Annotated in this window: 18 protein-coding genes; 10 read left to right on the plus strand and 8 right to left on the minus strand. The window is 60.2% G+C overall.

All coding sequences use genetic code 11. The annotated features are described in order from the left end of the window. Positions 1 to 129 precede the first annotated feature (129 nt). From K290_RS0121445 to K290_RS0121460, 3 genes are all read left to right on the plus strand, one after another. Positions 130 to 639: a Dps family protein gene (locus K290_RS0121445; protein WP_028753766.1), complete on the plus strand. Its 510-nt coding sequence runs from the start codon at positions 130 to 132 to the stop codon at positions 637 to 639. A 327-nt stretch (positions 640 to 966) separates the two neighbouring features. Continuing rightward, the gene (locus K290_RS0121455) at positions 967 to 2,001 is read left to right on the plus strand and encodes an aspartate-semialdehyde dehydrogenase (RefSeq protein ID WP_028753767.1); all 1,035 of its coding nucleotides are present in this window, start codon (positions 967 to 969) and stop codon (positions 1,999 to 2,001) included. 287 nt (positions 2,002 to 2,288) lie between these two features. Beyond that, positions 2,289 to 3,110 carry a lytic murein transglycosylase gene (locus tag K290_RS0121460; RefSeq protein ID WP_028753768.1) on the plus strand — a complete coding sequence of 274 codons (822 nt, stop codon included), beginning with the start codon at positions 2,289 to 2,291 and terminating at the stop codon, positions 3,108 to 3,110. A gap of 70 nt (positions 3,111 to 3,180) precedes the next feature. Here the strand turns inward: K290_RS0121460 and K290_RS0121465 are convergent, their stop codons facing one another. After that, positions 3,181 to 3,822 carry a carbonic anhydrase gene (locus tag K290_RS0121465; protein ID WP_028753769.1) on the minus strand — a complete coding sequence of 214 codons (642 nt, stop codon included), beginning with the start codon at positions 3,820 to 3,822 and terminating at the stop codon, positions 3,181 to 3,183. A gap of 73 nt (positions 3,823 to 3,895) precedes the next feature. Next, positions 3,896 to 4,771, minus strand: coding sequence for a pyridoxal kinase PdxY (gene pdxY, locus K290_RS0121470; RefSeq protein WP_028753770.1), 876 nt, complete (start codon positions 4,769 to 4,771; stop codon positions 3,896 to 3,898). 294 nt (positions 4,772 to 5,065) lie between these two features. Between pdxY and K290_RS0121475 the strand changes: the two genes are divergently transcribed. Next, the gene (locus K290_RS0121475) at positions 5,066 to 9,856 is read left to right on the plus strand and encodes an NAD-glutamate dehydrogenase (protein ID WP_028753771.1); all 4,791 of its coding nucleotides are present in this window, start codon (positions 5,066 to 5,068) and stop codon (positions 9,854 to 9,856) included. 146 nt (positions 9,857 to 10,002) lie between these two features. Next, positions 10,003 to 11,391 (plus strand): MFS transporter, encoded by a 1,389-nt coding sequence (locus K290_RS0121480; RefSeq protein WP_051264175.1) that lies wholly within the window; start codon positions 10,003 to 10,005, stop codon positions 11,389 to 11,391. Positions 11,392 to 11,594: 203 nt separating this feature from the next. Here K290_RS0121480 and purH read toward each other — a convergent pair whose 3' ends face one another. The 4 genes from purH to htpX all read right to left on the minus strand — a co-directional run bounded on the left by purH (position 11,595) and on the right by htpX (position 17,579). Beyond that, on the minus strand, positions 11,595 to 13,211 hold the full coding sequence (purH, locus tag K290_RS0121485; protein WP_028753773.1) for a bifunctional phosphoribosylaminoimidazolecarboxamide formyltransferase/IMP cyclohydrolase: 1,617 nt from the start codon (positions 13,209 to 13,211) through the stop codon (positions 11,595 to 11,597). 89 nt (positions 13,212 to 13,300) lie between these two features. After that, positions 13,301 to 14,947 carry a heparinase II/III family protein gene (locus tag K290_RS0121490; protein ID WP_028753774.1) on the minus strand — a complete coding sequence of 549 codons (1,647 nt, stop codon included), beginning with the start codon at positions 14,945 to 14,947 and terminating at the stop codon, positions 13,301 to 13,303. Between the two features lie 254 nt (positions 14,948 to 15,201). Continuing rightward, the gene (locus K290_RS0121495; protein WP_028753775.1) at positions 15,202 to 16,602 is read right to left on the minus strand and encodes an RsmB/NOP family class I SAM-dependent RNA methyltransferase; all 1,401 of its coding nucleotides are present in this window, start codon (positions 16,600 to 16,602) and stop codon (positions 15,202 to 15,204) included. After that, positions 16,593 to 17,579 (minus strand): zinc metalloprotease HtpX, encoded by a 987-nt coding sequence (gene htpX / locus K290_RS0121500; protein WP_028753776.1) that lies wholly within the window; start codon positions 17,577 to 17,579, stop codon positions 16,593 to 16,595. The genes K290_RS0121495 and htpX overlap by 10 nt, the downstream gene beginning before the upstream one ends. A 108-nt stretch (positions 17,580 to 17,687) precedes the next feature. On the opposite strand from htpX, the gene K290_RS0121505 reads away from it, so the two are divergent. After that, positions 17,688 to 17,906 carry a DUF1674 domain-containing protein gene (locus tag K290_RS0121505; RefSeq protein WP_028753777.1) on the plus strand — a complete coding sequence of 73 codons (219 nt, stop codon included), beginning with the start codon at positions 17,688 to 17,690 and terminating at the stop codon, positions 17,904 to 17,906. A 72-nt stretch (positions 17,907 to 17,978) separates the two neighbouring features. Next, positions 17,979 to 18,986: an alpha/beta hydrolase family protein gene (locus K290_RS0121510; RefSeq protein WP_028753778.1), complete on the plus strand. Its 1,008-nt coding sequence runs from the start codon at positions 17,979 to 17,981 to the stop codon at positions 18,984 to 18,986. 66 nt (positions 18,987 to 19,052) lie between these two features. On the opposite strand, the gene acs is transcribed toward K290_RS0121510, so the two are convergent. Beyond that, the gene (gene acs / locus K290_RS0121515; RefSeq protein WP_028753779.1) at positions 19,053 to 21,011 is read right to left on the minus strand and encodes an acetate--CoA ligase; all 1,959 of its coding nucleotides are present in this window, start codon (positions 21,009 to 21,011) and stop codon (positions 19,053 to 19,055) included. Between the two features lie 222 nt (positions 21,012 to 21,233). Between acs and K290_RS0121520 the strand changes: the two genes are divergently transcribed. Continuing rightward, positions 21,234 to 21,941 carry a DUF1013 domain-containing protein gene (locus K290_RS0121520; protein ID WP_028753780.1) on the plus strand — a complete coding sequence of 236 codons (708 nt, stop codon included), beginning with the start codon at positions 21,234 to 21,236 and terminating at the stop codon, positions 21,939 to 21,941. Between the two features lie 619 nt (positions 21,942 to 22,560). On the opposite strand, the gene K290_RS0121530 is transcribed toward K290_RS0121520, so the two are convergent. Beyond that, a complete protein-coding gene (locus tag K290_RS0121530; RefSeq protein WP_028753781.1) occupies positions 22,561 to 23,220 on the minus strand; it encodes a YggS family pyridoxal phosphate-dependent enzyme in 660 nt (219 codons plus the stop codon). A 200-nt stretch (positions 23,221 to 23,420) separates the two neighbouring features. Here K290_RS0121530 and leuS point away from each other — a divergent pair, with 200 nt between their 5' ends. Both leuS and lptE read left to right on the plus strand, forming a co-directional pair. Next, positions 23,421 to 26,051 (plus strand): leucine--tRNA ligase, encoded by a 2,631-nt coding sequence (gene leuS, locus K290_RS0121535; protein ID WP_028753782.1) that lies wholly within the window; start codon positions 23,421 to 23,423, stop codon positions 26,049 to 26,051. Beyond that, a complete protein-coding gene (gene lptE / locus K290_RS0121540; RefSeq protein ID WP_028753783.1) occupies positions 26,041 to 26,562 on the plus strand; it encodes an LPS assembly lipoprotein LptE in 522 nt (173 codons plus the stop codon). Before leuS ends, lptE begins: the two co-directional genes overlap by 11 nt. The last annotated feature ends 9 nt before the right edge of the window (positions 26,563 to 26,571 follow it).

Consider the following 26,571-nt stretch of genomic DNA (forward strand, 5'->3'; position numbering starts at 1 on the left):
GACATCTTGACCGCGAAAATTTTCAAGACAGATCTTGTCTGCAATGCGATCCCTGGCGAGCGAACGCCATAAATTCCTGTGAAAGTCTCTGAGATCGCTGTTGCGACCAACGAAACGGAGCACGTCATCATGAATAACGCCAATACCAAATCGAAACTGGGCACGCGCACCAATCTCAGCGAAGAAGCGACACGCGATATTTCCGCAGCACTGAATTCGCTGCTGGCCGACGTCTTTTCCCTTTATCTCAAGACCAAGAATTTCCATTGGCATATGAGCGGGCCGCATTTTCGCGATTACCACCTGTTGCTGGATGAGCAGGGCGAGCAGATCTTCGCCATGACGGACCCGATGGCCGAACGCGCCAGAAAGATCGGCGGCACCACGCTGCGTTCCATAGGCCACATCGCCAAGCTGCAGCGCATCCCCGATAATGATGCCGAATATGTCGACGCTCAGGACATGCTCGCCGAACTGGCCGACGACAATCTCAGGCTTTCCGCCGAAATCCGCGCTGCCCATGATGTCTGCGATGAATATGGTGATGTCTCCACCGCCAGCCTGCTTGAAGTCTGGCTGGACGAGACGGAACGCCGCACCTGGTTCCTGTTCGAATCCACGCGCAACAGCAATCGTTGAAGGCTTAAATCGATTCCGCGTTCCCGCCGCGGTGGGGACGCAAAATCCTTGACTCCTGTGGAAAACTCCGTAGAACCGGCGGCGGAAAAGGAAGACCTTCATGGTTCGCTTCGAACAGATCGATAGTTTCGGTCACCTGGCAGAATTTGCCGGGCAGGAGTTCCGTTTTCCGGTTTCTTCCAAAACCAAGGCCAAAACGACGACGAAAACCGTCTGACGTCTCTGGCCTGCCGCTCTCTCCCCGGCCCGGCCGGGGACAGGAACCGGTCGTCATGGCCGTGGTTCCCCCCTCGCCGAAGAGGAGAGAAGAGAAAGAGAGCTTGAGAAATGGGTTTCAAAGTTGCAGTAGCGGGCGCGACCGGGAATGTCGGCCGCGAAATGCTCAATATCCTGTCCGAACGCGGTTTTCCGGCTGACGAGGTCGTAGCGCTGGCATCGGCCCGCTCGCAGGGCACCGAAGTTTCCTTCGGCGACCGGACATTGAAGGTTTCGAACCTGGAGAACTACGATTTTTCCGACACCGACATCTGCCTGATGTCGGCCGGCGGCGATATCTCCAAGAAGTTCTCGCCGAAGATCGGCGCCCAGGGCTGCGTGGTCCTCGATAACTCCTCCGCCTGGCGCTATGATGCCGACGTGCCGTTGATCGTGCCGGAAGTGAACCCCGATGCCGTCACGCAGTTCACCAAGCGCAACATCATCGCCAACCCGAATTGCTCGACCGCACAGCTCGTCGTTGCGCTGAAGCCGCTGCATGACTTTGCCAAGATCAAGCGTGTCGTCATCTCCACCTACCAGTCCGTTTCCGGTGCCGGCAAGGACGGCATGGACGAACTGTTCAACCAGACCCGCGCCGTCTTCGTTGCCGATCCGATCGAATCGAAGAAGTTCACCAAGCGCATCGCCTTCAACGTCATCCCGCACATCGATGTTTTCATGGAAGACGGCTACACCAAGGAAGAATGGAAGGTGCTGGCCGAAACCAAGAAGATGCTCGATCCGAAGATCAAGGTCACCTGCACCGCCGTGCGCGTGCCGGTCTTCATCGGCCATTCGGAATCGGTCAATATCGAGTTCGAAAATGAGATCACTGCCGACCAGGCTCGCGATATCCTGCGCGAAGCACCGGGCTGCCTTGTCATCGACAAGCGCGAAAACGGCGGCTACATCACGCCTTACGAGTCCGCCGGCGAGGACGCGACCTACATTTCGCGCATTCGCGAGGATGCCACGGTCGAAAACGGTCTCAACATCTGGGTCGTCTCCGACAATCTGCGCAAGGGCGCCGCACTGAACGCCATCCAGATTGCCGAACTCCTGATCAACCGTGGCCTAGTCAAGCCGCGCAAGCAGGCGGCATAAACGGTTTATAAACCATTTACGGTTTTTCAACCTTTGCGGGCTAAGCAGGATTCAAAGAAAAGCCTCGTCATTTCGGATCGAAAGACGGGGCTTTTACAAGATCCGTTAGGTACAATGTTTCACGTGAAGCGAAAATATTGATCGCGGAACCGTGATAATGACAGAATTGCCGGATACTGGCATGGTCCGGTCACAGTACGACCGCGCATAGGCCTGGAAAATCGAAGGCATATGCGCCATCAAAAACCGTTACCGCGTCTCGCGCGGTAAGAATTCGGGGACTCTGAATGCGCATGACAAAGTCTGGAATGGCAGCTCTCGTAGCAGGCGGGTTGCTGTTGGTGACGCCGTTTGCCGCCAATGCTGCAGCTTGCGGCAACTCGTCGGCTGGTTTTGATAATTGGGTGCAGGAATTCAAGCAGGAAGCGCAGGCCCAGGGCGTCAGCGCCTCTGTTCTCGACCGAGCCTTTGCCAATGTGCACTACAATCAACCCACCATCCGCGCCGATCGCGGCCAGAAGAGCTTCAAGCTCTCCTTCGAAGACTTCATGAGGAAGCGTGGCGGCCAGGCAATCATTACCCGCGGCAGAAGCATGAAGCAGGCCAACGCCGCACTGTTCTCGAGGATCGAGAAGCGTTATGGCGTGCCCGCCGGCCCGATCATTGCCATTTGGGGCATGGAAACCGGTTTCGGCGGCTTCATGGGCGACCAGCATACGCTTTCGGCCGTGTCGACGCTCGCTTATGACTGCCGCCGCTCCGATTATTTCACCGATCAGCTCTATGCTGCCCTCAAGCTCGTCGGCGAAGGCTATCTGAGCCCCACCGCCCGCGGCGCAGCCCATGGCGAAATCGGCCAGACACAATTCATGCCGAAGAACGTCGTCAATTTCGGTGTCGACGGCGATGGCGACGGCAGGGTCGATCTGGTCGGCTCCCGCGCCGACGCGCTGGCCTCGACCGCAAACTTCCTGAAGGGCCATGGCTGGCAGCCGGGTCTCGGGTATCAGCCTGGCGAGCCGAATTTCGCGGCGATCGGGGGCTGGAACGATGCAGCCGTCTACCAGCAGGCAATTGCCTATATCGGCAAGCAGATCGACGGCCAATAATCACGGCGACAAATCAATAAAGGCGCTCGGCCGGATGGCGGAGCGCCTTTTCGTTTTTTCTATCGCCGTTTCAGATTTCCGGCCGGATAAAATCGCGCGTCTCCGGGTCCATGACCCAAAGCTCACCGGTCGAGATATCGAACCACGCGCCGTGCAGGTGCAATTTCCCTTCCTTTTCCCGTACTTTGATATCGGGAAAGCTGCGCAGATTGTCGAGGGAATTGCGGATAGAGATGCGCTCCAGCGCCGTCTGCCGCTCGGCCGGCGTCATGACGTCGTTGCTCTGGATCTGCTCGGCGGCCGGCTTTACGAGGCTCATCCAGCGGCCGATGAAATTGCCCGGCGACAGCGGCTCGGCATTCGGGTCCAGCGCCGCGCGAATGCCGCCACAGCGGCCATGCCCCATAACGACGATATCCGTGACCTTCAGTGACTGCACCGCGAATTCCAGAGCAGCGGACGTCGAGTGAAAATGGCCGTCAGGCTCGTGAGGCGGGACCAAATTGGCGACGTTGCGGATAACGAAAAGTTCTCCGGGACCAGCGTCGAAAATGGTTTCCGGGGCCGAACGGCTGTCGGAACAGGCAATCACCAGGGTTGAAGGCTTCTGCCCTTCCTCCGCCAGGCTGCGATAGCGCTCGCGCTCATCGACATAACGCCCGCTCATGAAGTTGCGATAGCCGTTCAGAAGGGAAGTAGGAAAGCTCAGCATCATATTGAATTACCGCGCGCTGCGGCCGATGGCAACTATTGCGCTGCAAAAACCTCTCGACATTGCCGATCCGCTATTTCTTCCGTCGCTGCGCCGGATGCAGCAGGCGCCGCATCTGCACCATTGCCATCGGCGTCGACAGGCTGGAAGCATCGGCGGCAAGCGTCAATTCGTCGCTGCCGCGCTTGACCGCTCGCGCCAGCACCTCGTAGACGCTAGCCGTTGTCAATTGCAAAGCCCGCTCTTCGTCCATCCCTGACAGCAGCCGCGACAGAAAGACGGCCGAGAGCAGGTCGCCAAGTCCGTTCGGCGCATTGTCGATGCTGCGATGTTCGGCAAACAGCGCGTTGCGGCCGCTGAGATAGAGATTGCCGGTGCCGCCGGTCATCATCGGCACGGCCGATGTCACAAGCATGCGGGATGGCCCCAGCGCCAGGGCAGCATCCATGACGGCGTTATTGTCCTCCAGCGGCGCGCCCGCGAGCCAGGCAAGCTCGTGGCGGTTCGGCGTCGCCAACGATGCGAGCGGGATGAGGTGATCGCGGATCGCTTCGGCGGTTGCTTCGGGTACATAGAGCCCCCCTGAATCGCCGATGACGGGATCGCAGGCATAGAAGAGATCGGGGTGCTTCTCCCGCAGTGCCGTGATTAGCCGCGCGACGGAGCGTGCCTGTGGGGCATTGCCGAAATAACCCGATAGCACCGCCTTCACTTCCGCCAGCCAGGGCGCGGCGATGAGATCGTCGATCGCATGGTCGAAATCCGCCTCGGCGAAGGTCAGCCGCGTCGATCGGCCATGGCCGGGATGCCAGGGCAAAACGATGGTCGGCAGCGCCCACACGGGGTGACCCAAGGTTTCCAGCGCGAAGACAGCAGCGCGATTGCCGACGGAGCCTCTGACGACATGGCTGGAGATGACGATAACGGCGCCCGCCGAAGTGTCCGACATGATGCTTGCTTCCAGTTCCGATCTTCCGGCCTCGATGACGCGGTTGATGAGCCTTTTACCGTTACTCTGTCAATCACGCTTCACAGAGTCATGAAAACCTTTGTTGACGACGCAATATCCCTAATTCTGCGCCGATTTTCACGCGGTTTGCATCGAGATCACGCAAAGCAGCAAGATTCTTCAAAATTTGAAACCAAAACGGTCGAAAAGCGATCAAATCCGCATTCATTTTGCCAGTTTTTTCGATAAACCTTCTGATAAGGTCACCAAAATTCTGAATAGGGGAGGAATTTCATGGCATCCAGGACCAATCCGAAACGGGAAAAACAGATCGAAGCGGCGCGTAAGATCGCCGCCGCGACCGGCGAGGCGCATCTCGATCCTGAAATCCTGTTCGGCCGGGCGAGCAATGACGATATGGAGCGCTACAGCCCGGAAATGCTCGCCCTTGCCGCCGTGCATGCGGCGGGCGAACTGGCGGCCTGGAGCGGCACTTCTCCCCGTGTCACCATTGAACAGGTGGCCAATATCGACCCCGAAGGCGCGCCCGTATCGATCCTGTCGATAACCGACCATAACATGCCGTTTCTCTACGAATCGGCCATGGGCGAGGTGACGAGCAGCTACCGCGACCTTTACATGGCAGTGCATCCGATCCTTGTCATCGAAGACGGCAAGCAGCCGACGCTCTATTCCGCTGACCATCCGAGCAACCCCGCCGATCGCGTCAGCCATATTCAACTGCATCTGTCTCCGCTGACTGCAACGCAGGCGGCGGAGCTGATCAAGCGCGTGCAGACCGTGCTCGATCAGACGCATCTGACCGTTTCCGACTGGAAGCCAATGCTGACGCGGCTTGATACGGTGATAGCCGAGCTTTCCACCTATGAGGCCACAGGTCGCCGCAAGACGGACCGTGATGAGGCGCTGGCCTTCCTCGCCTGGCTGCGTGACGGCAATTTCACCTTCCTTGGCATGCGCGAATATGTCTATTCCGGCAAGGGCGCCAACGCCAAGGTGGAGCGCGACCGTGGCGCTGGCCTCGGCATCCTCTCCAATCCCGACGTTCTCGTCCTGCGTCAAGGAAAGGACGCCGTCACCACCACGCCTGAAATCCTCGCCTTCCTCGACGGGCCGGATTTCCTGATCGTCACCAAGGCCAATGTGAAGTCGGTCGTTCATCGTCGTGCCTATATGGACTATGTCGGCGTCAAGCGTTTCGATGCGGACGGCAAGGTCACCGGCGAACTGCGCATCGTCGGCCTCTATACCTCCACCGCCTATACCAGCGCCGCCGCCGAGGTGCCGCTGCTGCGTTCCAAGGTGCAGAAGGTCAAGGATCATTTCGGCTTCGACCCGGCCAGTCATTCCGGGCGCATGCTGGACAATACGCTGGAATCCTATCCGCGCGACGATCTCTTCCAGATCGACACGACGCTGCTCGCAAGCTTTGCCGAGCAGATCAACGACCTCGCCGATCGGCCCCGCGTCCGCGTACTGCCACGTATCGACCATTTCGACCGCTTCGTCTCGATCATCGTCTACGTTCCGCGCGAAGAATATGATTCCGTTGTCCGCGAGAAGATCGGCAATTACCTGAAGACCGTCTATGACGGCCGTGTCTCCGCCTACTATCCGGCCTTCCCGGAAGGTGGCGTGGCGCGCGTGCATTTCATCATCGGCCGCAGCGGCGGCAAGACCACACACATTCCGCAGGCCAAACTGGAAGCGGCAATTCGCGCTATTACCGCCCGCTGGGACGATCGCTTCGAAATGCTGGCCGGTCCTAAGGCGCCGCATATCTCCGTCAGCCAGGCATTCCAGGAGGCGTTCTCGCCGGAGGATGCCGTTGCCGATTTGCCCGATATCACCGCCACGGTCGGCGCTGGACAGATCCGCATCGCCTTCTACGTCCGCAAGGACGAAGCGGGCGATATCCTCTCTTTGAAGATCTTCCACGGCGAAGGCAATCTGGCGCTGTCGCGCCGCGTGCCGCTGCTCGAAAACCTAGGTTTCAACGTCCTCAGCGAACGGACCTTCGACATATACGTCACCGCCAAGGACGGCGCGAATGGCCATGTCGTTCTTCATGATATGGAGCTTGAAGCCCGCGGCGGCATGACGATCGATCTCGCCCGGCACGGTGCGGCCCTGGAGGAAGCCTTCCTCGCAGCCTTCGGGGGTACCATCGACAATGACGGCTTCAATCGGCTGATCGTCTCGGCCGGCCTTTCCGCCCGCGAAACCAACGTCCTGCGCGCCTATGCCCGTTATCTCCGTCAGGCCGGTATCGCCTATTCGCAGGATTATATTGCCGCGACGCTGGACAAATATCCGCGCATCGCAAGCGCGATCTTCCGCCTCTTCCACGACACGCTCGACCCCAGGCTCAGCGAGAAGAACCGTACGAAGAAACTCAGCGAATTGCATGCGACGATCGAGACGGAACTTGCCGACGTTCCAAGTCTCGACGACGACCGCATTCTCCGCCGCTACGTCAACGCCGTCGACGCGACGCTGCGCACCAACTATTTCCAGAAAAACCCGGACGGCACGCCAAAGGCCATGCTTGCCTTCAAGCTCGATCCGAAACTCTTGGACGGCCTGCCGGAACCGCGGCCTTTCCGCGAAATCTTCGTCTATGGCGTCGAGGTGGAAGGCGTGCACCTGCGCTTCGGCAAGGTCGCGCGCGGCGGCCTGCGCTGGTCGGATCGCGCCGAAGACTACCGCACCGAGGTTCTGGGTCTCGTGAAGGCGCAGCAGGTCAAGAATGCCGTTATCGTGCCCGTCGGCGCCAAGGGCGGCTTTTATCCGAAGAAGCTTCCGGTCGGCGGCAGCCGCGACGAAATCTTCAACGCCGGCCGCGAGGCTTACAAAACCTATATCCGCACCCTGCTGTCGATAACCGACAATATCTCGGGCAACGACATCGTCCCGCCGCCGGATACGGTGCGTCCGGACGGAGACGACCCCTATTTCGTCGTCGCCGCCGACAAGGGGACGGCTACTTTTTCCGACACTGCCAATGCCCTGGCGCAGGAAGCCGGTTTCTGGCTCGACGACGCCTTTGCCTCGGGCGGCTCGGCCGGCTACGACCACAAGAAGATGGGCATCACCGCGCGCGGCGCCTGGGAGACCGTCAAGCGGCATTTCCGTGAGATGGATATCGATATCCAAAGGACGCCCTTCACCGTCGCCGGCGTCGGCGACATGTCCGGCGACGTCTTCGGCAACGGCATGCTGCTGTCACCGAAAATCCGCCTGCTTGCCGCCTTCGATCATCGCGACATCTTCATCGATCCCGATCCGGATATGAAAAAGACGCTCGCAGAGCGGCAGCGGCTCTTCAATCTCGCCCGCTCGAGCTGGCAGGATTTCGACAAGAGCGTCCTATCGAAGGGCGCGATGATCATCTCGCGTTCGGCAAAATCGGCGACGCTGACGCATGAGGCCGCTGCCGCGATCGGCATCGACAAGACGGTGGCGACACCCTTCGAGATCATGACGGCGATCCTGAAGAGCCCGGTGGACCTGCTTTGGTTCGGCGGTATCGGCACCTATGTGAAGGCGCCGGCCGAAACGGATTCGGAAGTCGGCGATCGCGCCAACGATCCGATCCGCATTACCGCGGAAGAGGTTCGCGCCAGGGTGATCGGCGAGGGCGCCAATCTCGGCGTTACCCAGAAGGGGCGCATCGCCTACGGCCTCCAGGGCGGACGCTGCAATTCCGACGCGATCGACAATTCCGCTGGCGTCAACACCTCGGACGTCGAGGTCAATATCAAGATTGCGCTGGCCTCCGCCATGTTTGATGGCCGTCTGAGCCGCGCCAAACGCGATACGCTGCTGGCCTCCATGACCGACGAAGTGGCGGCGCTGGTGCTACGCAACAACTATCTGCAGTCGCTGGCGATCTCGCTGACGGAACGCAAGGGCACCGGCAACGGTCTGGAGCTCAGCCGCTTCATGAGCGTTCTCGAAGGCGCAAAGCAGCTCAACCGCAAGGTCGAGACGCTGCCGGACGACCAGACCTTTGCTGAGCGCTATGCGAATGGCCGGCCGCTCAGCCGCGCCGAGATCGGTGTCCTGCTCTCCTATGCCAAGATCGTCCTGTTCGATGCCCTAGCGGCGAGCGATCTGCCGGACGACCCTTATTTTGCCGCGACGCTCAGCCGATATTTCCCGGCGAAGATGCAGCGCTCGCACGCCGCCGATATCGCCGGCCATCGTCTGCGCCGCGAAATCATCGCGACGGCATTGGCAAACGAAGCGATCAACCGCGGCGGACCGGGCTTTGCCGTCAGCATGATGGATGCAACGGCCGCATCTGCCGCCGAGGTGGTCAAGGCTGCCGTGCTCGCCCGCGACGGCTTCGATCTCGACAGGTTGTGGAACGAGACGGATGCGCTGGATGGGAAAGTTTCCGGCCAGACGCAGAACCGCGTCTATGGCGAAATCACCGAAGTCTATACGGTGCTGACCCGCTTGTTGCTGAAAACCGGAGCGGCCAAAGGCGATATCGAGGAAACCGTTAGCCGGCTTCAGGCAGCACTCAAGAGACTACGGCCGGTCTTCGTCGCCCAAATCCCGGCAGATTTCGCAGCCGAGATCGCGGCCCGGCAGGCGGATTATCAGACCGCCGACCTTCCGGAAAAGCTCGCTTCCGAGATCGCAACGATCTACGCGCTCGTCCTCGTGCCGGAGATCATGCAGATCGCCGAGCGCACGGGCGATACGCTCAACCGCGCCGCAGAAAGCTATTTCACGGTGTCGCAGACCTTCCGCGTCGGCCGCCTGCTGCTCGCCGGCAGCCGGATCATCACCGGCGATCACTATGAAAGCCTGGCGCTGGCCCGCAGCCTCGATCAGATCGCCGGCGCCCGCCGCGACATCGTCATCTCGGCGCTCAGCAATCATCCCAAGGACAAGCAGCCGATCCTCGCCTGGCACGCCGAAGACCGCATCCGCATCAACCGCATTGCCGAAGAGCTTGCGGGCCTCAGCGAAAGCGGCGATCCGAATCTTGCCCGGATCACCGTCGCCGCCGGCCTCCTGACCGACCTTGCGCATGATCGGGCGAGATGAGACAGTCCGCCCCGATCGATAGAGCCATTCCAGGAAAACTGCGAAGCGGTTTTCCTGGAATTTGCATATAAACAAAGCGATAGAGCGAGAAAGCGATTCCAAGAAACGCTGACCCTCTAGCCGCGCTGGGAATTAGGGGCAGGAATTTGGTGGCCACAGACATAAGGGACGACGCGCCTGCAAAAGTGCCGGCGCGGGGCATCTGGGGGTGGATGTTCTTCGACTGGGCGGCACAGCCGTTCTTCACCGTCGTCACCACCTTCATCTTCGGCCCCTATTTCGTCGCGCGGCTGACTGCGGATCCCGACTCTGCGCAGATAGATTGGGCCAACATGGGAACGATCTCTTCGGTGATCATCGCCGTGTTGTCACCGGTACTCGGCTCGATTGCCGATCAATCCGGCGCTCGCAAGCCCTGGATTGCCTTCTTCGCCGTCATCAAGATCGTAAGCCTCCTCTGCCTTTGGGGAGCCGCACCCGGCTCGCCGGTGATCTATCCCGTCATCTTCATGATACTCGCCTCGATCGCGGCCGAGTTCTCAATCGTTTTCAACGATTCCATGATGCCGCGGCTGGTCGGAAAGGACGATGTCGGCAAGCTGTCAAACGCTGCCTGGGGGCTGGGCTATCTCGGCGGCATGATCGTATTGATCACCGTCGTGGCACTGCTGGCCGGCGATCCGCAAACCGGCAAGACTATTTTCGGCCTGAGACCGCTCTTCGGTCTCGACGCGAGGCTCGGCGAGGATGCGCGCATCACCGGGCCAATCTCTGCTGTGTGGTATTTCATCTTTATCCTGCCGATGTTTTTATTCACACCAGACGCCCCGCGCGGCCTGCCGCTTTACGCAGCAGTGCGTTCGGGGCTGCGCGAGCTCTCGACGACCTTGGGTGAATTGAAGCGCCGGCGCGGCATCAGCCTCTTCCTCATTGCCCGCATGATCTATCAGGATGGCGTCAACGGCCTGCTGTTTCTCGGCGGCGCCTTTGCTGCCGGCATGTTCCATTGGACAACAATCGAGATCGGCATCTACGGCATCATCCTCAATGTCATCGCGATTTTTGGCTGCTTTGCCGCTAGCTATGTCGACCGATGGCTGGGCTCGAAAACGACCGTCCTCATCAGCCTGACATTATTGCTCATCGCAACCCTCGGCATCATCTCGACAGGCCCGGGCTTCACGCTCTTTGGCATCGTGCCGCTCTCGACGGTCAGCTCCGGCGGTCTGTTCGGCACCGCAGCGGAAAAAGCCTATATCGGCTACGGCCTATTGATCGGCATCGCCTTCGGCCCCGTGCAGGCCTCATCGCGCTCCTATCTTGCCCGCAGCGTCAGCTTTCATGAGGCGGGCCGCTATTTCGGCATCTACGCGCTCTCCGGCCGCGCAACCAGCTTCATGGCGACGCTGTTTTTCTCTCTGGTGACCTATTGGAGCGGCTCAACGCGCCTCGGCATGGCGACGCTGATCATCTTCCTCGCCGGCGGGCTGCTGCTCTTGCTTCCGACACCCTATCCAGCCGACAAGGCGAAGTAGGGATATCTCTCTATCCAAGTAGGGATATGCTCCTCCCCTTCTCCCCGGCGGGGAGAAGGTACCCGAAGGGCGGATGAGGGGGTCTCGCGGCATATTCGGAGCCAGTCTATGTCGTTGCGAACAATATATAACTGCCCGGTAACGCCCCCTCATCACCCCGCGCTCCGCGCGACCCTCTCCCCGACGGGGCGAGGGTAAAGTCATCAATGACGGAAATGACGTACGCCCGTGAAGACCATCGCAACACCGTGCTCGTCGGCGGCATCGATGACTTCCTGGTCCCGCATCGAACCGCCTGGCTGAATGACGGCCGTCGCACCTGCAGCAATCGCCGACAGCAGACCGTCAGCAAATGGTAGGAAGGCTTCGGAAGCGACAGCAGAGCCGCGCGTCAGCGGTTCGGCAAGCCCCATGGCCTTGGCGGCTTCCTCGGCCTTGAGGGCGGCGATACGGGCCGAATCGACGCGGCTCATCTGGCCGGCGCCGATACCCGCTGTCTGACCATCCTTGGCATAAACAACGGCATTCGATTTCACATGCTTGGCGACACGGAAGGCAAACTTCATGTCTTCCAGCTCCTGTGCCGTCGGCGCCCGCTTGGTGACGACCTTAAGCTCCATATCTTCGACCAGCGCATTGTCGCGGTTCTGGACGAGCAAACCGCCGGAGACGGTCTTGGCCGTCAGGCCGGATGCCCGCGGATCGGGCAGGGCGCCGACCGAAAGCAGGCGGAGATTCGGCTTGCGGGCGATGATTGCCTTGGCTTCCTCGCTGACCTCTGGCGCGATGATGACCTCGGTGAAGAGCTTGACGATCTCCTCTGCCGTTTCCGCATCGAGCAGGCTGTTCAGGGCGATAATGCCGCCGAAGGCCGAGACGGAATCGCAGGCAAGTGCCCGCTTGTAGGCCTCGACGAGGCTCGGACCGGTGGCAACGCCGCAGGGGTTGGCATGCTTGATGATCGCGCAGGCCGGACCGTTTTCCGGCAGGAACTCGGCGACGAGTTCATAGGCCGCATCGGTGTCGTTGATGTTGTTGTAGGAAAGCTGTTTGCCCTGGATGAGTGTCGCGGTGGAAACGCCCGGGCGGTCCTCGCCGGTGACGTAGAATGCCGCCTTCTGATGCGGGTTTTCGCCGTAACGCATCTCCTCGCGCAATACACCACCGAGGACACGGTGACGCGGCGTGGCGATATCGAGAGCTTCGGCAAACCAGTTGGAGATCATCGCGTCATAGGCAGCGGTGCGGGCGAAAGCCTTGGCGGCCATGCGCTGACGGAAGGCGTAGGCCGTCTGGCCGGCATCGGCCGAAAGCTGCTCCAGCAGCTCCGGATAATCGGCCGGATCGGTGAGGATCGTCACATAGGCGTGGTTCTTCGCCGATGCGCGGATCATTGCCGGGCCGCCGATGTCGATATTCTCGACGGTCGTCGGATAATCGCCGCCGGCCTTGCGGACATCTTCGAAGGGATAGAGGTTGATGACGGCGAGGTCGATGCCTTCGATCCCGTGTTCCTTCATTGCCGCCTGGTGCTCGGCATCATCGCGAATGGCGAGCAGACCGCCATGCACCTTCGGATGCAGCGTCTTGACGCGGCCGTCCATGATCTCCGGAAAATTCGTCACTTCCGACACGTCGGTCACGGCAAGGCCGGCAGCCGCGATGGTCTTGTGCGTGCCGCCGGTCGACAGCAGGCGCACGCCCTTTTCGCTGAGTGCCCGGGCAAGCTCGACGATACCGGTCTTGTCCGAGACGGACAGAAGCGCGGTCTTTACCTTCACTTTGTCGGGGGCTGGGATTTTTTTGGAAACGACGGCCATGGCTTTCTCCAGTCTAGCGTGAGGAGATGTCCGGCAAGAACGGCGCGGGACAATATGCCCGCCCCGTTAACACAGCTTAAGCACTTAGCCTATGGCCGATGGGATAAAAACCAGCGGATTTCCGGCTTTTCGGCGATCGGGAAAACGATCTCGAGCTGGTCGGAGGAGCGCATGCCGGAAGCGTCGGCAAAAAAGATATCCTCAGCCACCAGCACCTCGTTGCCCGGCGAGGAGAATACCCAGGTCTCGCCGTCAGGCGCAATCAACAGCGCCGCGTCGGTCTCGGTCTGCAGCAGGCTGACGGAAGGATGAACATGAAAGCGGGCAGAGGCGAGGGCATCGCTCTTCAGCAGCGATTTCTTACCCTCGGGTACGAAAAAGCGGTCGCGGCCGGCAAGAATGGTGCCGCTGGCGTTCAGGCTCAGCTCGCGCTCATGGGCATAGCCGAAGGTCGAGAGATAACCGTCATGCACGGCCCGGACATAATCACGGCCATCTTCCGTCTCGGCGCGCTCGACGATCACCTTCTTCACGCCGCTGACCATCACGGGCCCGAGCGATTTGGACTTGGAAAACAAGCTCGACGACGTATCGTCGAGCGTCACGGTCGAGTGCGCCGCGGTGGCGCGCGCCGCCTGAACGTAGCGGTCACCAGCAAAATTCGGCGAGCCGGAATTGACGATGAAGCGGGATTTGCCGGAAGACATTTCGAAGGACAGACAGCCCGCATGCGCCGTGCGGCTAAGATCCGCGGAAACCGGCGCCCCGGTATCGATGATGACCACGGCCTGTCCGGCGGCCAGCCGGTGGTATTTGGTATGCGGCAGCGCCTTGAACACCTGGCCGGCGGTTTCGTCGTAACGCAGCACGGACATCAACTCATTGGCAAGCGTCGACGTCGCACCATTGAACAGCGCCAAGTCGCCATCCTGATGCCGGAAGAAGCGCAGGGCAGGATACATGCGGTCGATGCCGGGGATCAGCCGCGCCGGCGCGTCATGACCCAAATTGACGTAGGTCTGGCGAAGCGGCAACAAATCGAGCAGCAGCTCCAGCGCCACGCGCGGATTTCGGGAGATATGTCCGCCATCGGGAAGAATCTGCCGGTCAATTTCGCGGTCGAGCGCCTGGCCGGCACGCTTCAGCGTCGAGGCGCCGTTGGGCATGGCGACCGAGGACATGGCGAGCGCGATCCGCACCCGGAACCGCGTCTCGCCATCCCGCGTCGTTGCCGCCACGCGGCGGAGATAGCGGACATGGAAGACCAGCATGCGCATGAAACGGCGATAAAAGCCGCCATCCGTGCCTTGCAGGACGACGGGCGAATGCGACAGCCAGGCAATCAGCCGCTGGGCGGCGATATCGGGTCCCCAGGATATGCCCTGCAGCCGACGACCGTGAACAGCCATCCAGTCGTTGAGGATGGAGCGCGCCAAGGCGGAGGCCTGCTCGCTTTTTTCCGCTCGCAAATGCCGCAGCCAACGGAAGCTATGCAGGCGGGCGGCGAAGGCCTGCGACGGCAGCTCCAAAGCGAAGGGAGATTTCCCCTCGGTTTCCAGCACCCGGCCGGCCAACAGGATGCGGCCGTTCAAAAGCTCTTCGACGAAAAACGGATCGATGCTGCGCAGGTCCGTCGGAGCCACGATCAACCGTTCCGGCACACGCATCGTGTGGCGGGTGAGACGCAATCGCGTCAACGCCGCGCGGCGCGACATTCGCCGCCATGCTTCCCGCATGTGTAAACTCACCGAACCCTGCCGGAAAACTGCATATTTGCTTATGCTTACTCTCTATCTCTGTGGTTAAGAAGAGGTTAGGAATATGCCAAATAAGGACATTGTACCGTCCTTTTGGTCAGTTCGAGCGTAAGCGCTCCAAAGCATGCCGCGCAAAAGTGTGCAGCGGTTTTGCGATAACGACATGCGCAAAATCAAAAGCCTAAAGCGCAAGAAGCGAATCCTAGCGATCGCGATGCGCTTTAGCCTCGGCGCTATCGCGAGCGGCGAAGCACCACGGCGAAAAACCCGTCCAGTCCGGAAGCAAAGCCGTCGCCAAGCGGCAACATGTCGGGTGTGGTGCGGAAAGCGCCGAGAGGCGAGATCGCGGGTTCGAGACCAGGCCAATCCTCGGGTTTGATCGGCACGCGCTCGGCCATGTCCGTCTCGGCCAGAACGCGGGCGACGAGATCCTCGCCCTCTTCGGGATCGAGCGAACAGTTGGAGAAGACCACCAACCCGCCGGGCTTGACCAGGGTCAAAGCATGACGAAGCAGGCGCTCCTGCAGGCCGGCAAGCTTGGCGATATCTTCGGGCCCCTTGGTCCAAAGCACATCGGGATGACGGCGCGTCGTACCCGTCGACGAGCAGGGAGCATCGAGAAGAGCCGCATCGAAGAGGTCGTCGGGCTGAAACTTGGCCATGTCGGCGACGATGGTTTCCGCCTCCAGCCCAAGCCGTGCCAGATTGGCGGAAAGCCGCTTGAGGCGATTGGCGGATTGGTCGAGCGCGGTCACCTTGCCGCCAGCGAGGATGAGCTGCGCAGTCTTGCCGCCCGGCGCCGCGCAGAGATCCACCACGGCGCGGCCGGCGACCGAACCGAACAGTTTTGCCGGAATACTGGCGGCAGCATCCTGAACCCACCATTCGCCGTCCGAAAATCCATCGAGCGAAGGAATGGAGCCTTCGAAGGCGGCAAGCCGCACGCCGCCCGTCGGCAAAACGACGCCGTTCAAGTGTTTCGCCCAGCCTTCGGCATCGGATTTCACCGTGACGTCGATCGCTGCCGGCTCCAGTTGCGTGTCCGAAATCCTCGACGCCGCATCAGCGCCATAGGCAGCTTCGAGACGCGCCAGGAACCAGGCCGGCATGGCGGGCACATCGGAAACCCGGCTTAGGATCTCCTGCTTTTCTCGCCCGATTCGCCTGAGAATGGCGTTGACCAGCTTGGCAAAGCGGCGATTGCGCGGATCCTGGTTGGCCTGCTCGACGGCGATATCGACAGCGGAATGATCCGGCACGTCGAGATAGAGCATCTGTGCAGCCCCGACCACCAATACATGGTGCAGGGCACGCGCGCCTTCCGGCAGTGGCGAATCCAGCAGCGAAGCGATCGCCGCCTCGATACGCGGCAAATGCCGTAGTGCCGAATTCAGAATGGCACGCACCAGCGCCCGATCGCTCTCGCCAAGCGCTCTATAGGCGGGATTGCCGCCTTCGGCATCCAGCATGCCATCAAGCGGCGTCCTGCGGTCGATCACCGCCGCGAGAATCTTCGTCGCGGCGGCGCGCGCCGCAAATCCCGGCTTGACGGGAGCCGAATCACGTGGCGGGCGATTGCCGGATGGTCTTCTGTCTTTGTTGAAAGGCTTCTTATTGTTGGAATTCAAGACCAGGGTCCCTTCGGCGGTTGCGAACCACCGCGGCCCGTATTTGGTACGGAGCGCGATTTGCGCACCGGATTAGCAGTCAGGATCGGTCCCGTCGAGCCAAAGCCGGAGGGCATGCCGGCGGCAGGCCCGCCGCCACCGCCGTAGCGGGCCATCTCGTGGAGCGCGGCGATACGGTTTTCCGTGTCCGGATGCGTGGAGAACAGATTGTCCATGCGTGCACCGGAGAGCGGATTGATGATGAACATATGCGCCGTCGCCGGATGGCCCTCGGCCTCTTCATTGGGGATATGCTCCGCTCCACGGGCGATCTTGCCGAGCGCCGAGGCGAGCCAAAGAGGATTGCCGCAGATTTCCGCACCGCGGCGGTCGGCCGAATATTCGCGCGTGCGGCTGATTGCCATTTGCACCAGCATGGCGGCCAGCGGCGCAACGATCATCGCCACCAGCACGCCGATCACGCCAAGGGGATTGTTGTTGTCGCGGCGCCCGCCGAAGAAGAAGGCGAAATTGCCGAGCATCGAAATGGCGCCGGCCAGCGTCGCCGTGATCGTCATCGTCAGCGTATCCCGGTTCTGCACATGCGCCAGCTCATGCGCCATGACGCCGGCGACTTCCTCCGGTGTCAGGGCGTTGAGCAGGCCGGTCGAGGCGGCCACAGCGGCATTTTCAGGGTTGCGGCCGGTGGCAAAGGCGTTCGGTTGCGGGCTGTCATAGAGATAGACCTTCGGCATCGGCAGGCCTGCAGTACGCGCAAGGTCGCGGATGATGCGATAGAATTCCGGTGCGCTGCGCTCGTCCACCTCCTGGGCGTTATAGGTGGAGAGCACCATACGATCGGAATTCCAGTAGGAAAAGAAATTCATGCCCGCAGCGGCGACAAGCGCGATCATCATGCCGGCTTGGCCGCCGATCAAATAGCCGACGCCCATGAACAGGGCAGTCATGAAGGCAAGCAGCATGGCTGTGCGCATAAGGTTCATTTGATGTCTCCATCACATCGTCAGTCCGAACCTTTCTCTTTGTGGCCGGACGCACTATGATTTGGCTATTCACATGCCTATTTCAACATTTCCAGGCCGCATCACGCCATGCAGACTGCAGATAACGATAATAAAAACGACGTCGACGCCCACACGGCGCCTCGCAAACCGCTCTCGCCAGCCGCCCAACGAGCGCTCGCGGAAGCCGAGGAGCGCCGCAAAGCCCAAGCGCAACCCGATCTTCCCCCTGAAACCGGCGGCCGCGGCGGCGCCGAGCCTTCGCGATTCGGCGACTGGGAAATCAACGGGCGCGCGATCGATTTTTGAAAGCGGGCTTTAAGAGCCGTTCGGCAGGGCCGTCTTCACGCCAATAATCAGGTGCCGCCGCAAAGGAAATCAATGCCCGTAGGCTTCCGTCAGGGTCTATTTTTCGATGCGAACCGCACGAACTGGAATGGCAACGGTCCCCGCCCGCTCGCTTGGTCCGCCTGGTATCCCGCCGTCGATGGGGCAATTGAGATTCCCTCTTCCGCGCCTTCGTGGTTTAAACACCAGGCCACTGCGCTTGACGCGGCGATCAAACCATCCCCTGATCCGCAAACTGTGGTGCTCTTGTCTCATGGCTCGGGTGGTGTCGTTGCCGGATTGGAATGGCTCGGCCATTATTTGGCGCAATTGGGCTTTGTGGCTCTGGGCGTCAACCATCACGGTCATACGGGCAGCGAGCCCTATAGACCAGAAGGTTTCCTGTGTCTTTGGGAGCGAGCAAGCGACCTCAGCGCCTTGCTCGACGCCAGCGATTGGAAAGAGGCTTTAGGAGGGACATTCGAGAACCGTGCCTATGTTGCCGGCTTCTCCGCCGGCGCCCATACCGCCATGCTGGTCTCAGGTGCGCGTATAGCCTATTCGCAGTTCGAGCCGGATAATCCCCGGAAGAGCCCCGTACGAGGTCCGAGAGAATTTCCTGATCTGGCCGACCATATTCCTTCACTGCTTCAGAACAGAATTTTTCTGGAATCATGGAGCCGGCGAAGGAACAGCTTCCAGGATGATAGATTCGAAGCTGCCTTGGCGATTGCGCCGGGTCGTTCGGTCCTGGGCTTTGCCGAGGAAAGCCTTCAGGAGATAAAGATACCCGTTCACATCATCGGAGGCGACGCGGACATAATCGCGCCCGCCGCCGAATGCTGTTCTTGGCTCCACAATAAAATGCGGTCGAGTTCGATGGATATTATGGAAGGGGGAGTGGGCCATTACACCTTTTTGCCGGAACCCACGCCTCAAGGCATGAAAGCGGAGCCGGAAATCTTCCGAGATGCCGCCGGCCTTGAGCGAAAGACGGTACACGATAGGGTCGCCCGCACAGCAGTCGCTTTTTTCAATCCTTCCAGACGAAGCGAGGACTAGGCGAGGGATAGCGCTCGCCTAGTCCTAAGAAATCGCTATCTCGCCCTGAGGGCGAGATAATCGTGATCAAGCCGCATCCGCCTTGTTCTGCCGATTGGCGATCAGATCATCGACAACAGCCGGATCGGCCAGTGTCGACGTATCGCCGAGCGCGCCGAAATCATCTTCGGCGATCTTGCGCAGGATGCGGCGCATGATCTTGCCGGAGCGGGTTTTCGGCAGGCCGGGGGCGAACTGGATCTTGTCGGGCGAGGCGATCGGGCCGATCTCGGCGCGAACGTGTTTCACCAGTTCCTGCCGCAATGCATCCGACCCTTCATGGCCAGCCATCAGCGTGACGTAGCAATAGATGCCCTGACCCTTGATGGAATGCGGATAGCCGACAACCGCGGCTTCAGAGACATGGTGGTGCGAAACGAGCGCCGATTCCACTTCGGCCGTACCCAGGCGGTGTCCGGAAACGTTCAGCACGTCATCGACGCGGCCGGTGATCCAATAGTAGCCGTCCTCATCGCGTCGGCAGCCGTCGCCGGTGAAATACTTGCCTTTATAGGTCGAGAAGTATGTCTGGATGAAGCGTTCGTGATCGCCATAGACCGTGCGCATCTGGCCGGGCCAACTATCGGCGATGACCAGATTGCCGTCGGCCGCCCCTTCCAGCAGATTGCCTTCATTGTCCACCAATTGCGGCTGGACGCCGAAGAAGGGCAGGGTTGCCGAACCCGGCTTCAGATCCGTGGCGCCCGGCAATGGCGTAATCATGTGGCCCCCGGTTTCCGTCTGCCACCAGGTATCGACGATCGGGCATCGGCCGTCGCCGACGACATTATAGTACCATTCCCAGGCTTCCGGATTGATCGGTTCGCCGACCGTGCCGAGCAGTCGCAGGCTGGAGCGAGACGAGCGCTTGACGAAGTGATCGCCGGCACCCATCAGCGAGCGGATCGCCGTCGGCGCCGTATAGAAGATATTGACCTTGTGCTTGTCGATGACCTCCCAGAAGCGGCCCTGATCCGGGAAATTCGGCACGCCCTCGAACATCAGCGAGGTGGCGCCGTTCGCCAGCGGGCCGTAGACGATATAGGAATGGCCGGTCACCCAGCCGACGTCGGCCGTGCACCAATAAATATCGCCGGGATGATAATCGAACGTATATTCATGCGTCATCGCCGCATAGACGAGATAGCCGCCCGTCGTATGCAGCACGCCCTTCGGCTTGCCGGTCGAGCCGGAGGTGTAGAGGATGAACAGCGGATCCTCCGCCTTCATCTTCACCGGCGGGCAATCCGCCTTTACCTTGGCAGTTTCCTCGTGGTACCAGAGGTCGCGGCCAGGCGCCCAGCCTGTCTTGCCACCGGTGCGGCGCACGACCAGAACCTTCTCGACATTGACATACTGCTTTGCCGCAATGTGGATCGCGGTGTCGGTATTGTCCTTGAGCGCAACCGGCTTGCCGCCGCGCAGGCCCTCGTCGCAGGTGATGACGAAGGTCGACTGGCAATCGATGATGCGGCCGGCCAGCGCTTCCGGCGAGAAACCGCCAAAGACCACGGAATGCACCGCGCCGATGCGGGCGCAGGCGAGCATCGCATAGGCCGCCTCGGGGATCATCGGCATGTAGATGGTGACGCGATCGCCCTTTTTGACGCCGTGCTTCTTCAAGACATTTGCAAGCCGGCAGACATGCTCGTAGAGCTCGTTATAGGTGATCTTCTTGTCGATATAGGGATTGTCGCCTTCCCAGATGAAGGCGACATTGTCGCCGTGCTTCTTCAGATGACGGTCGATGCAATTGTAAGAGACGTTGGTCAGCCCGTCTTCGAACCATTTGATCGAGACTTTGCCGGTGAAAGACGTGTTCTTGACCTTGGTATAAGGCTTGAACCAGTCGATCCGCTGGCCATGTTTGCCCCAGAACTTGTCGGGATCCTCGACGCTCTGCTTGTACCATTTCTGATATTTCGCCGCATCGATCAAAGCGTGTGCTTTAACCGGCTTTGTGACCGGATGAATCTTTTCCGACATGATTTCCTCCTCAACCTTGGCACCCTCCGTCGAGATCACGGGTGCTCATTCCAAGCAATCAATAGCAGCTCAAGTTACGACAGCAATTAGACAAAGCGCATTTCATCGGCAAAGAATTGCAATTCCGCAACGCTGCGGTTATATAGGGCCATATTTCCCGGACAATGTGGTGTTACACCCCGGACCGCGACACCGGCGCGGACTGACAGAAGGACTATATCCATGGCTCAACAATTGCTCATGCCGAAGGCAACAGCCATCTGGCTTGTCGACAATACGGCCTTGTCGTTCGACCAGATTGCACAGTTCTGCAAGCTGCATCCGCTCGAAGTCAAGGCCATTGCCGATGGCGAAGCCGCCCAGGGCATCAAGGGCCTCGACCCGATTGCCACCGGCCAGCTCTCCCGCGACGAAATCGCCCGCGCCGAAGCCAATCCGAACCACAAGCTGAAGATTTCCGAACCGAAGGTTCGCGTGCCGGAATCCAAGCGCCGCGGCCCGCGCTATACGCCGGTTTCCAAGCGCCAGGATCGTCCGAACGCCATTCTCTGGCTGGTGCGCAATCATCCGGAACTGAAGGACGCACAGATTTCCCGACTCGTCGGCACCACCAAGTCCACCATCGAACAGATTCGCGACCGTACGCACTGGAACTCGACGAACCTCACGCCGATGGATCCGGTGACCCTCGGCCTCTGCAGCCAGATCGACCTCGACATGGAAGTCGAAAAGGCCTCCAAGGGCCGTCCGCTGCCGACCGCCGCCGAACTCGGCGCAACGCTGCAGCCGGCCCAGGAAACCGAGAAGCTCGGCTTCAGCTATGACCGCGACGACGAGAAGGAAAAGGAAATCGACGCCGACGCCGTCTTCGCCAAGCTGAAGTCGCTGAAGTCCACCACGCCGGACGATGACGACGACGACCGCTACTAAGAGACGATCGATCCTATGATTCGAAGCCCCGGTGAGAGCCGGGGTTTTTCATATCGGACTATGGCAATGCTTCTGATCCATCTTGCTGCGTCCTTATGCAGCGAGGACAACCTATGAGGCATTGTATATGCTCTCGCTGCACAATCACGCGAGATGAACCTGCAATGTCGATCTTGGCCATCGGATACTACAACTACGCGTCCGGTTTGCTGACCGCCATGGTGGCCGCATTGCTGACAAGACGGAGGGTCCTGCAAGGGCGTTTTGGAAAATTCGCCGTATTCGAGCACATCATACTGCCGGCTATCTTTGTTATAGCTGGTATCGTCATCAGCTCGCTTGTCGAATCGACAAGGTTACCGTCACCGGCATCATTTTCACATTGTCAGTTTATCTATTGGCCATGCTGTTCTTCTTCGGGCTACACCTGTTCATAGCGGGTGCATTTCTCGCCTATGCCTTCATCACCTCCTGGGAACAGATAGCACAGATTGCGGCCGCCTCCTTCGTCGGCGTAACGATAGGAAACATGATTGGCTTTGGATTGGGATCCCGGGCACGAACGGCGGCGGCACGATAGCGGAACCGCATACCGACTTTTTTGGCTTTAACAGCGGATCTACCGCGCCCCGAAAATCGCCGACCCAACGCGAACGCTGGTGGCACCGAATGCCACGGCAATCTCATAGTCGCTCGACATGCCCATGGAGAGATTTTCAACGCCAGCCTTGGCTGCGAGCTTGGCGAGCAGCGCGAAATGCGGCCCCGGATTCTCATCCGCTGGCGGAATGCACATCAGACCCTCGATGGAAAGTCCAAGCTCCTTCCGGCAGAAATCGACGAAGGCGATCGTATCGTCAGGCGCAATCCCGGCCTTTTGCGGCTCCAGTCCGGTATTCACCTGCACATAAAGCCTCAGCACCTTGCCCTGACGTTTCATCTCGTCGGCCAGGGAGCGGGCGATCTTTTCGCGGTCGACCGTTTCGATGACATCGAACAACGCCACCGCATCAGCCGCCTTGTTCGATTGTAGCGGCCCGATCAGATGAAGCTCGATGCCCGGTGTTTCAGCCTTCAATTCAGGCCACTTGCCCTGGCTCTCCTGCACGCGATTTTCGCCAAACACCCGCTGGCCGGCCAAAATCGCAGGACGGATTGCTTCAGCATCGAACGTCTTGGAAACGGCGACGAGCTGCGCAGCACCCGCCGGCCGGCCCGCTTGACGCTCCGCTGCCGCGATATGGGCACGAACCGCGTTCAATCGCTCTTGAAGTTCCATCTTTTCGCCTCGATATTTGCGACTGTTCCTGACACTTTGCAGTAATGAGGCAGTCGGCCTTTGCCAAGGGCCGATGCCACGGAATCCGGCTTTGCTTTGCAAGATAAGGCACTTGCCACACCCACTAAACTTGACGCTTGGTTGGTTTCGTGATGAAGGTCACGGCCAACTCCCCATGATTTTCCGGAATACAAGATCAGATGGCTACCGAACGTTATAATCCGCGCGATGCCGAGCCTCGCTGGCAGCAGAAATGGAACGAGGATAAGGTCTTCCTCACCGACAACGCCGATCCGCGCGAGAAATATTACGTCCTCGAGATGTTCCCCTATCCGTCGGGCCGCATCCACATGGGCCACGTGCGCAACTACGCCATGGGCGACGTCGTCGCCCGCTACAAGCGCGCCCGTGGCTACAACGTCCTGCATCCCATGGGCTGGGACGCCTTCGGCATGCCGGCGGAAAACGCCGCCCGCGACAACAAGGTGCATCCGAAGGAATGGACCTACCAGAACATCGCGTCGATGAAGGCTCAGTTGAAGGCCATGGGCCTGTCGCTGGACTGGAGCCGCGAATTCGCTACCTGCGATGTCGATTATTACCATCGCCAGCAGATGCTCTTCATCGACATGATGGAGAGGGACCTGGTCTACCGCAAGAAGTCCAAGGTCAATTGGGACCCGGTCGACAACACCGTGCTTGCCAACGAGCAGGTCATCGACGGCCGCGGCTGGCGCTCCGGCGCGTTGGTCGAACAGCGCGAACTGACGCAATGGTTCTTCAAGATCACCGAATTCAGCCAGGAACTGCTGGACGCGCTGGATACGCTTGACCATTGGCCGGAAAAAGTACGGCTGATGCAGAAGAACTGGATCGGCCGTTCCGAAGGCCTGACGATCCGCTGGGAGATCGTACCGGAAACCTCGCCGAATTCCGACCGTGAGATCACCGTCTATACGACTCGTCCGGATACGCTTTTCGGCGCCTCCTTCCTGGCGATTTCGGCCGACCACCCGCTGGCGAGGGAAGCCGCGGCAGTGAATCCGGCTATCGATGCTTTCTGCGAAGAATGCCGCCGCGCCGGCACCTCGCTTGCAGCACTTGAGACCGCCGAGAAGAAGGGCATGGATACGGGTATCCGCGTCCGCCATCCGCTCGACCCGTCCTGGGAGCTGCCGGTCTATATCGCCAATTTCGTGCTGATGGACTATGGCACCGGCGCCATCTTCGGCTGCCCCTCCGGTGACCAGCGCGACCTGGATTTCGCCCGCAAATATGGCCTGCCGGTCGTGCCCGTCGTCATGCCGAGGGATGGTGACGCAGCCAGCTTCAGCATTGGCGATGTCGCCTATGATGGCGACGGCGTCATGATCAACTCCCGCTTTCTCGACGGCATGAGCATCGAAGACGCTTTTGAGACGGTCGCGACGAAGTTGTCGGCGACAAGCCTCGGCAATGCGCCGCAGGCCGAACGCAAGGTGAATTTCCGCCTGCGCGACTGGGGCATTTCCCGCCAGCGCTATTGGGGCTGCCCGATCCCCGTGATTCACTGCGAGGATTGCGGCGTGCTGGCGGTGCCGAAGCAGGATCTGCCGGTCAAGCTGCCGGATGACGTCACTTTCGATCAGCCCGGCAACCCGCTCGACCGCCATCCGACATGGCGGCATGTCGCCTGCCCGCATTGCGGCAAGGATGCCCGCCGCGAAACCGACACCATGGATACCTTCGTCGATTCGAGCTGGTATTACACGCGATTTACCGCACCATGGGAAAACGAACCGACCGACAAGGCCGCAGCCGATCGCTGGCTACCCGTCGATCAATATATCGGCGGCATCGAGCATGCGATCCTGCATCTGCTCTATTCCCGCTTCTTTACCCGCGCCATGCGCGAGACAGGCCATGTCGAGGCGAAGGAACCCTTCAAGGGCTTGTTCACGCAGGGCATGGTGGTTCATGAGACCTATAGCCGCGGCCATGGCCTGACGCGCGAATGGGTATCGCCGGCTGACATCCGCATCGAGGAAACCGACGGTCAACGGCGCGCGACATTGCTGTCGACCGGCGAAGAGATTGCCATCGGCGCCATCGAAAAGATGTCGAAGTCGAAGAAGAACGTCGTCGATCCCGACGATATTATCGCCTCCTACGGCGCTGATACGGCCCGTTTTTTCGTGCTGTCCGATTCGCCGCCCGATCGTGACGTGATCTGGTCGGAAGCAGGCGTCGAAGGCGCGCATCGTTTCACGCAACGCATGTGGCGCCTGGTGTCGGAAGCGGCAGAGGCTTTGAAAGCCGTTGATTCGGCTCCGGCCAAGGAAGGTGAAGCGCTGGCGATTTCACAGGTCGCACACCGCACGCTAAAGGCGGTGCAGGGCGATTACGATAAGCTCGCCTTCAACAAGGCCGTCGCGCGCATCTACGAATTCGTCAACGCACTGGCTGCGCCGCTTGCCAAGGTTGCCGCTGGCGACACGGACGCCGGCTACCGTTCCGCGGTCCGTGAGGCGGTCGAGATCCTCATCGCCCTGGTCGCGCCGATCACGCCGCATCTGGCCGAGGAATGTTCGGCAGCGCTCGGCAACACGCATCTGGTCGCTACGAGCGCCTGGCCGAGCTGTGACGAAGTGCTCGTCATCGAGAATGACATTGTCTATCCGGTGCAGATCAACGGCAAGAAGCGCGCCGAATTGACAATTGCGCGCGATGCAGATCAGAATGCCGTGCAAGAGGCTGTACTCGCCCTGGATGCCGTCGGAAGCGCATTGAATGGTCAGGCGCCAAAGAAGATCATCGTCGTTCCACAGAGGATCGTGAACATTGTCGTCTGATAATTTTTTCAAGCTCGCTCGCGCTGCAGGCGTTGCGTCTCTGGTTGCTGTTGCCGGTCTTTTGGCCTCCTGCCAGGTCCGGCCGCTTTATGCGGAAAGCACCGGCGTGACCCAAAAGCTCGCTGACGTCGCTTTTTCCGACGCCGGCACGCGCGTCGGCCAGCAGGTCCGCAATCAATTGATCTTCATCGCCGGCCGCGGCGCCGGCGAGACCAAGACTCCGAAATATACGGTCGACCTGAGCGTCAGCTCCGGTACCGGCGGCGTTCTCTACCTTCCGTCCTCCGATACGTCAGCCGCCGGCCGTACCACGGTGACGGCATCCTTCACGCTGAAGGATGCCAGCGATGGCAAGGTTTTGAAATCCGGCAGCCGCTCTGTCACCTCGCTGGTGGATTTTCCGACCCAGGAATTCGCCAAGGCGCGGGCCATTCGCGACTCGGAAGACCGCGCGGCACGCGAAGTCGCCGAATTGGTGGGAGCCGACATCGCTGCCGCGCTCAGCCGCTGATATGAGCGC

Source organism: Rhizobium leucaenae USDA 9039, from assembly GCF_000426285.1.
Taxonomy (GTDB): Bacteria; Pseudomonadota; Alphaproteobacteria; order Rhizobiales; family Rhizobiaceae; genus Rhizobium; species Rhizobium leucaenae.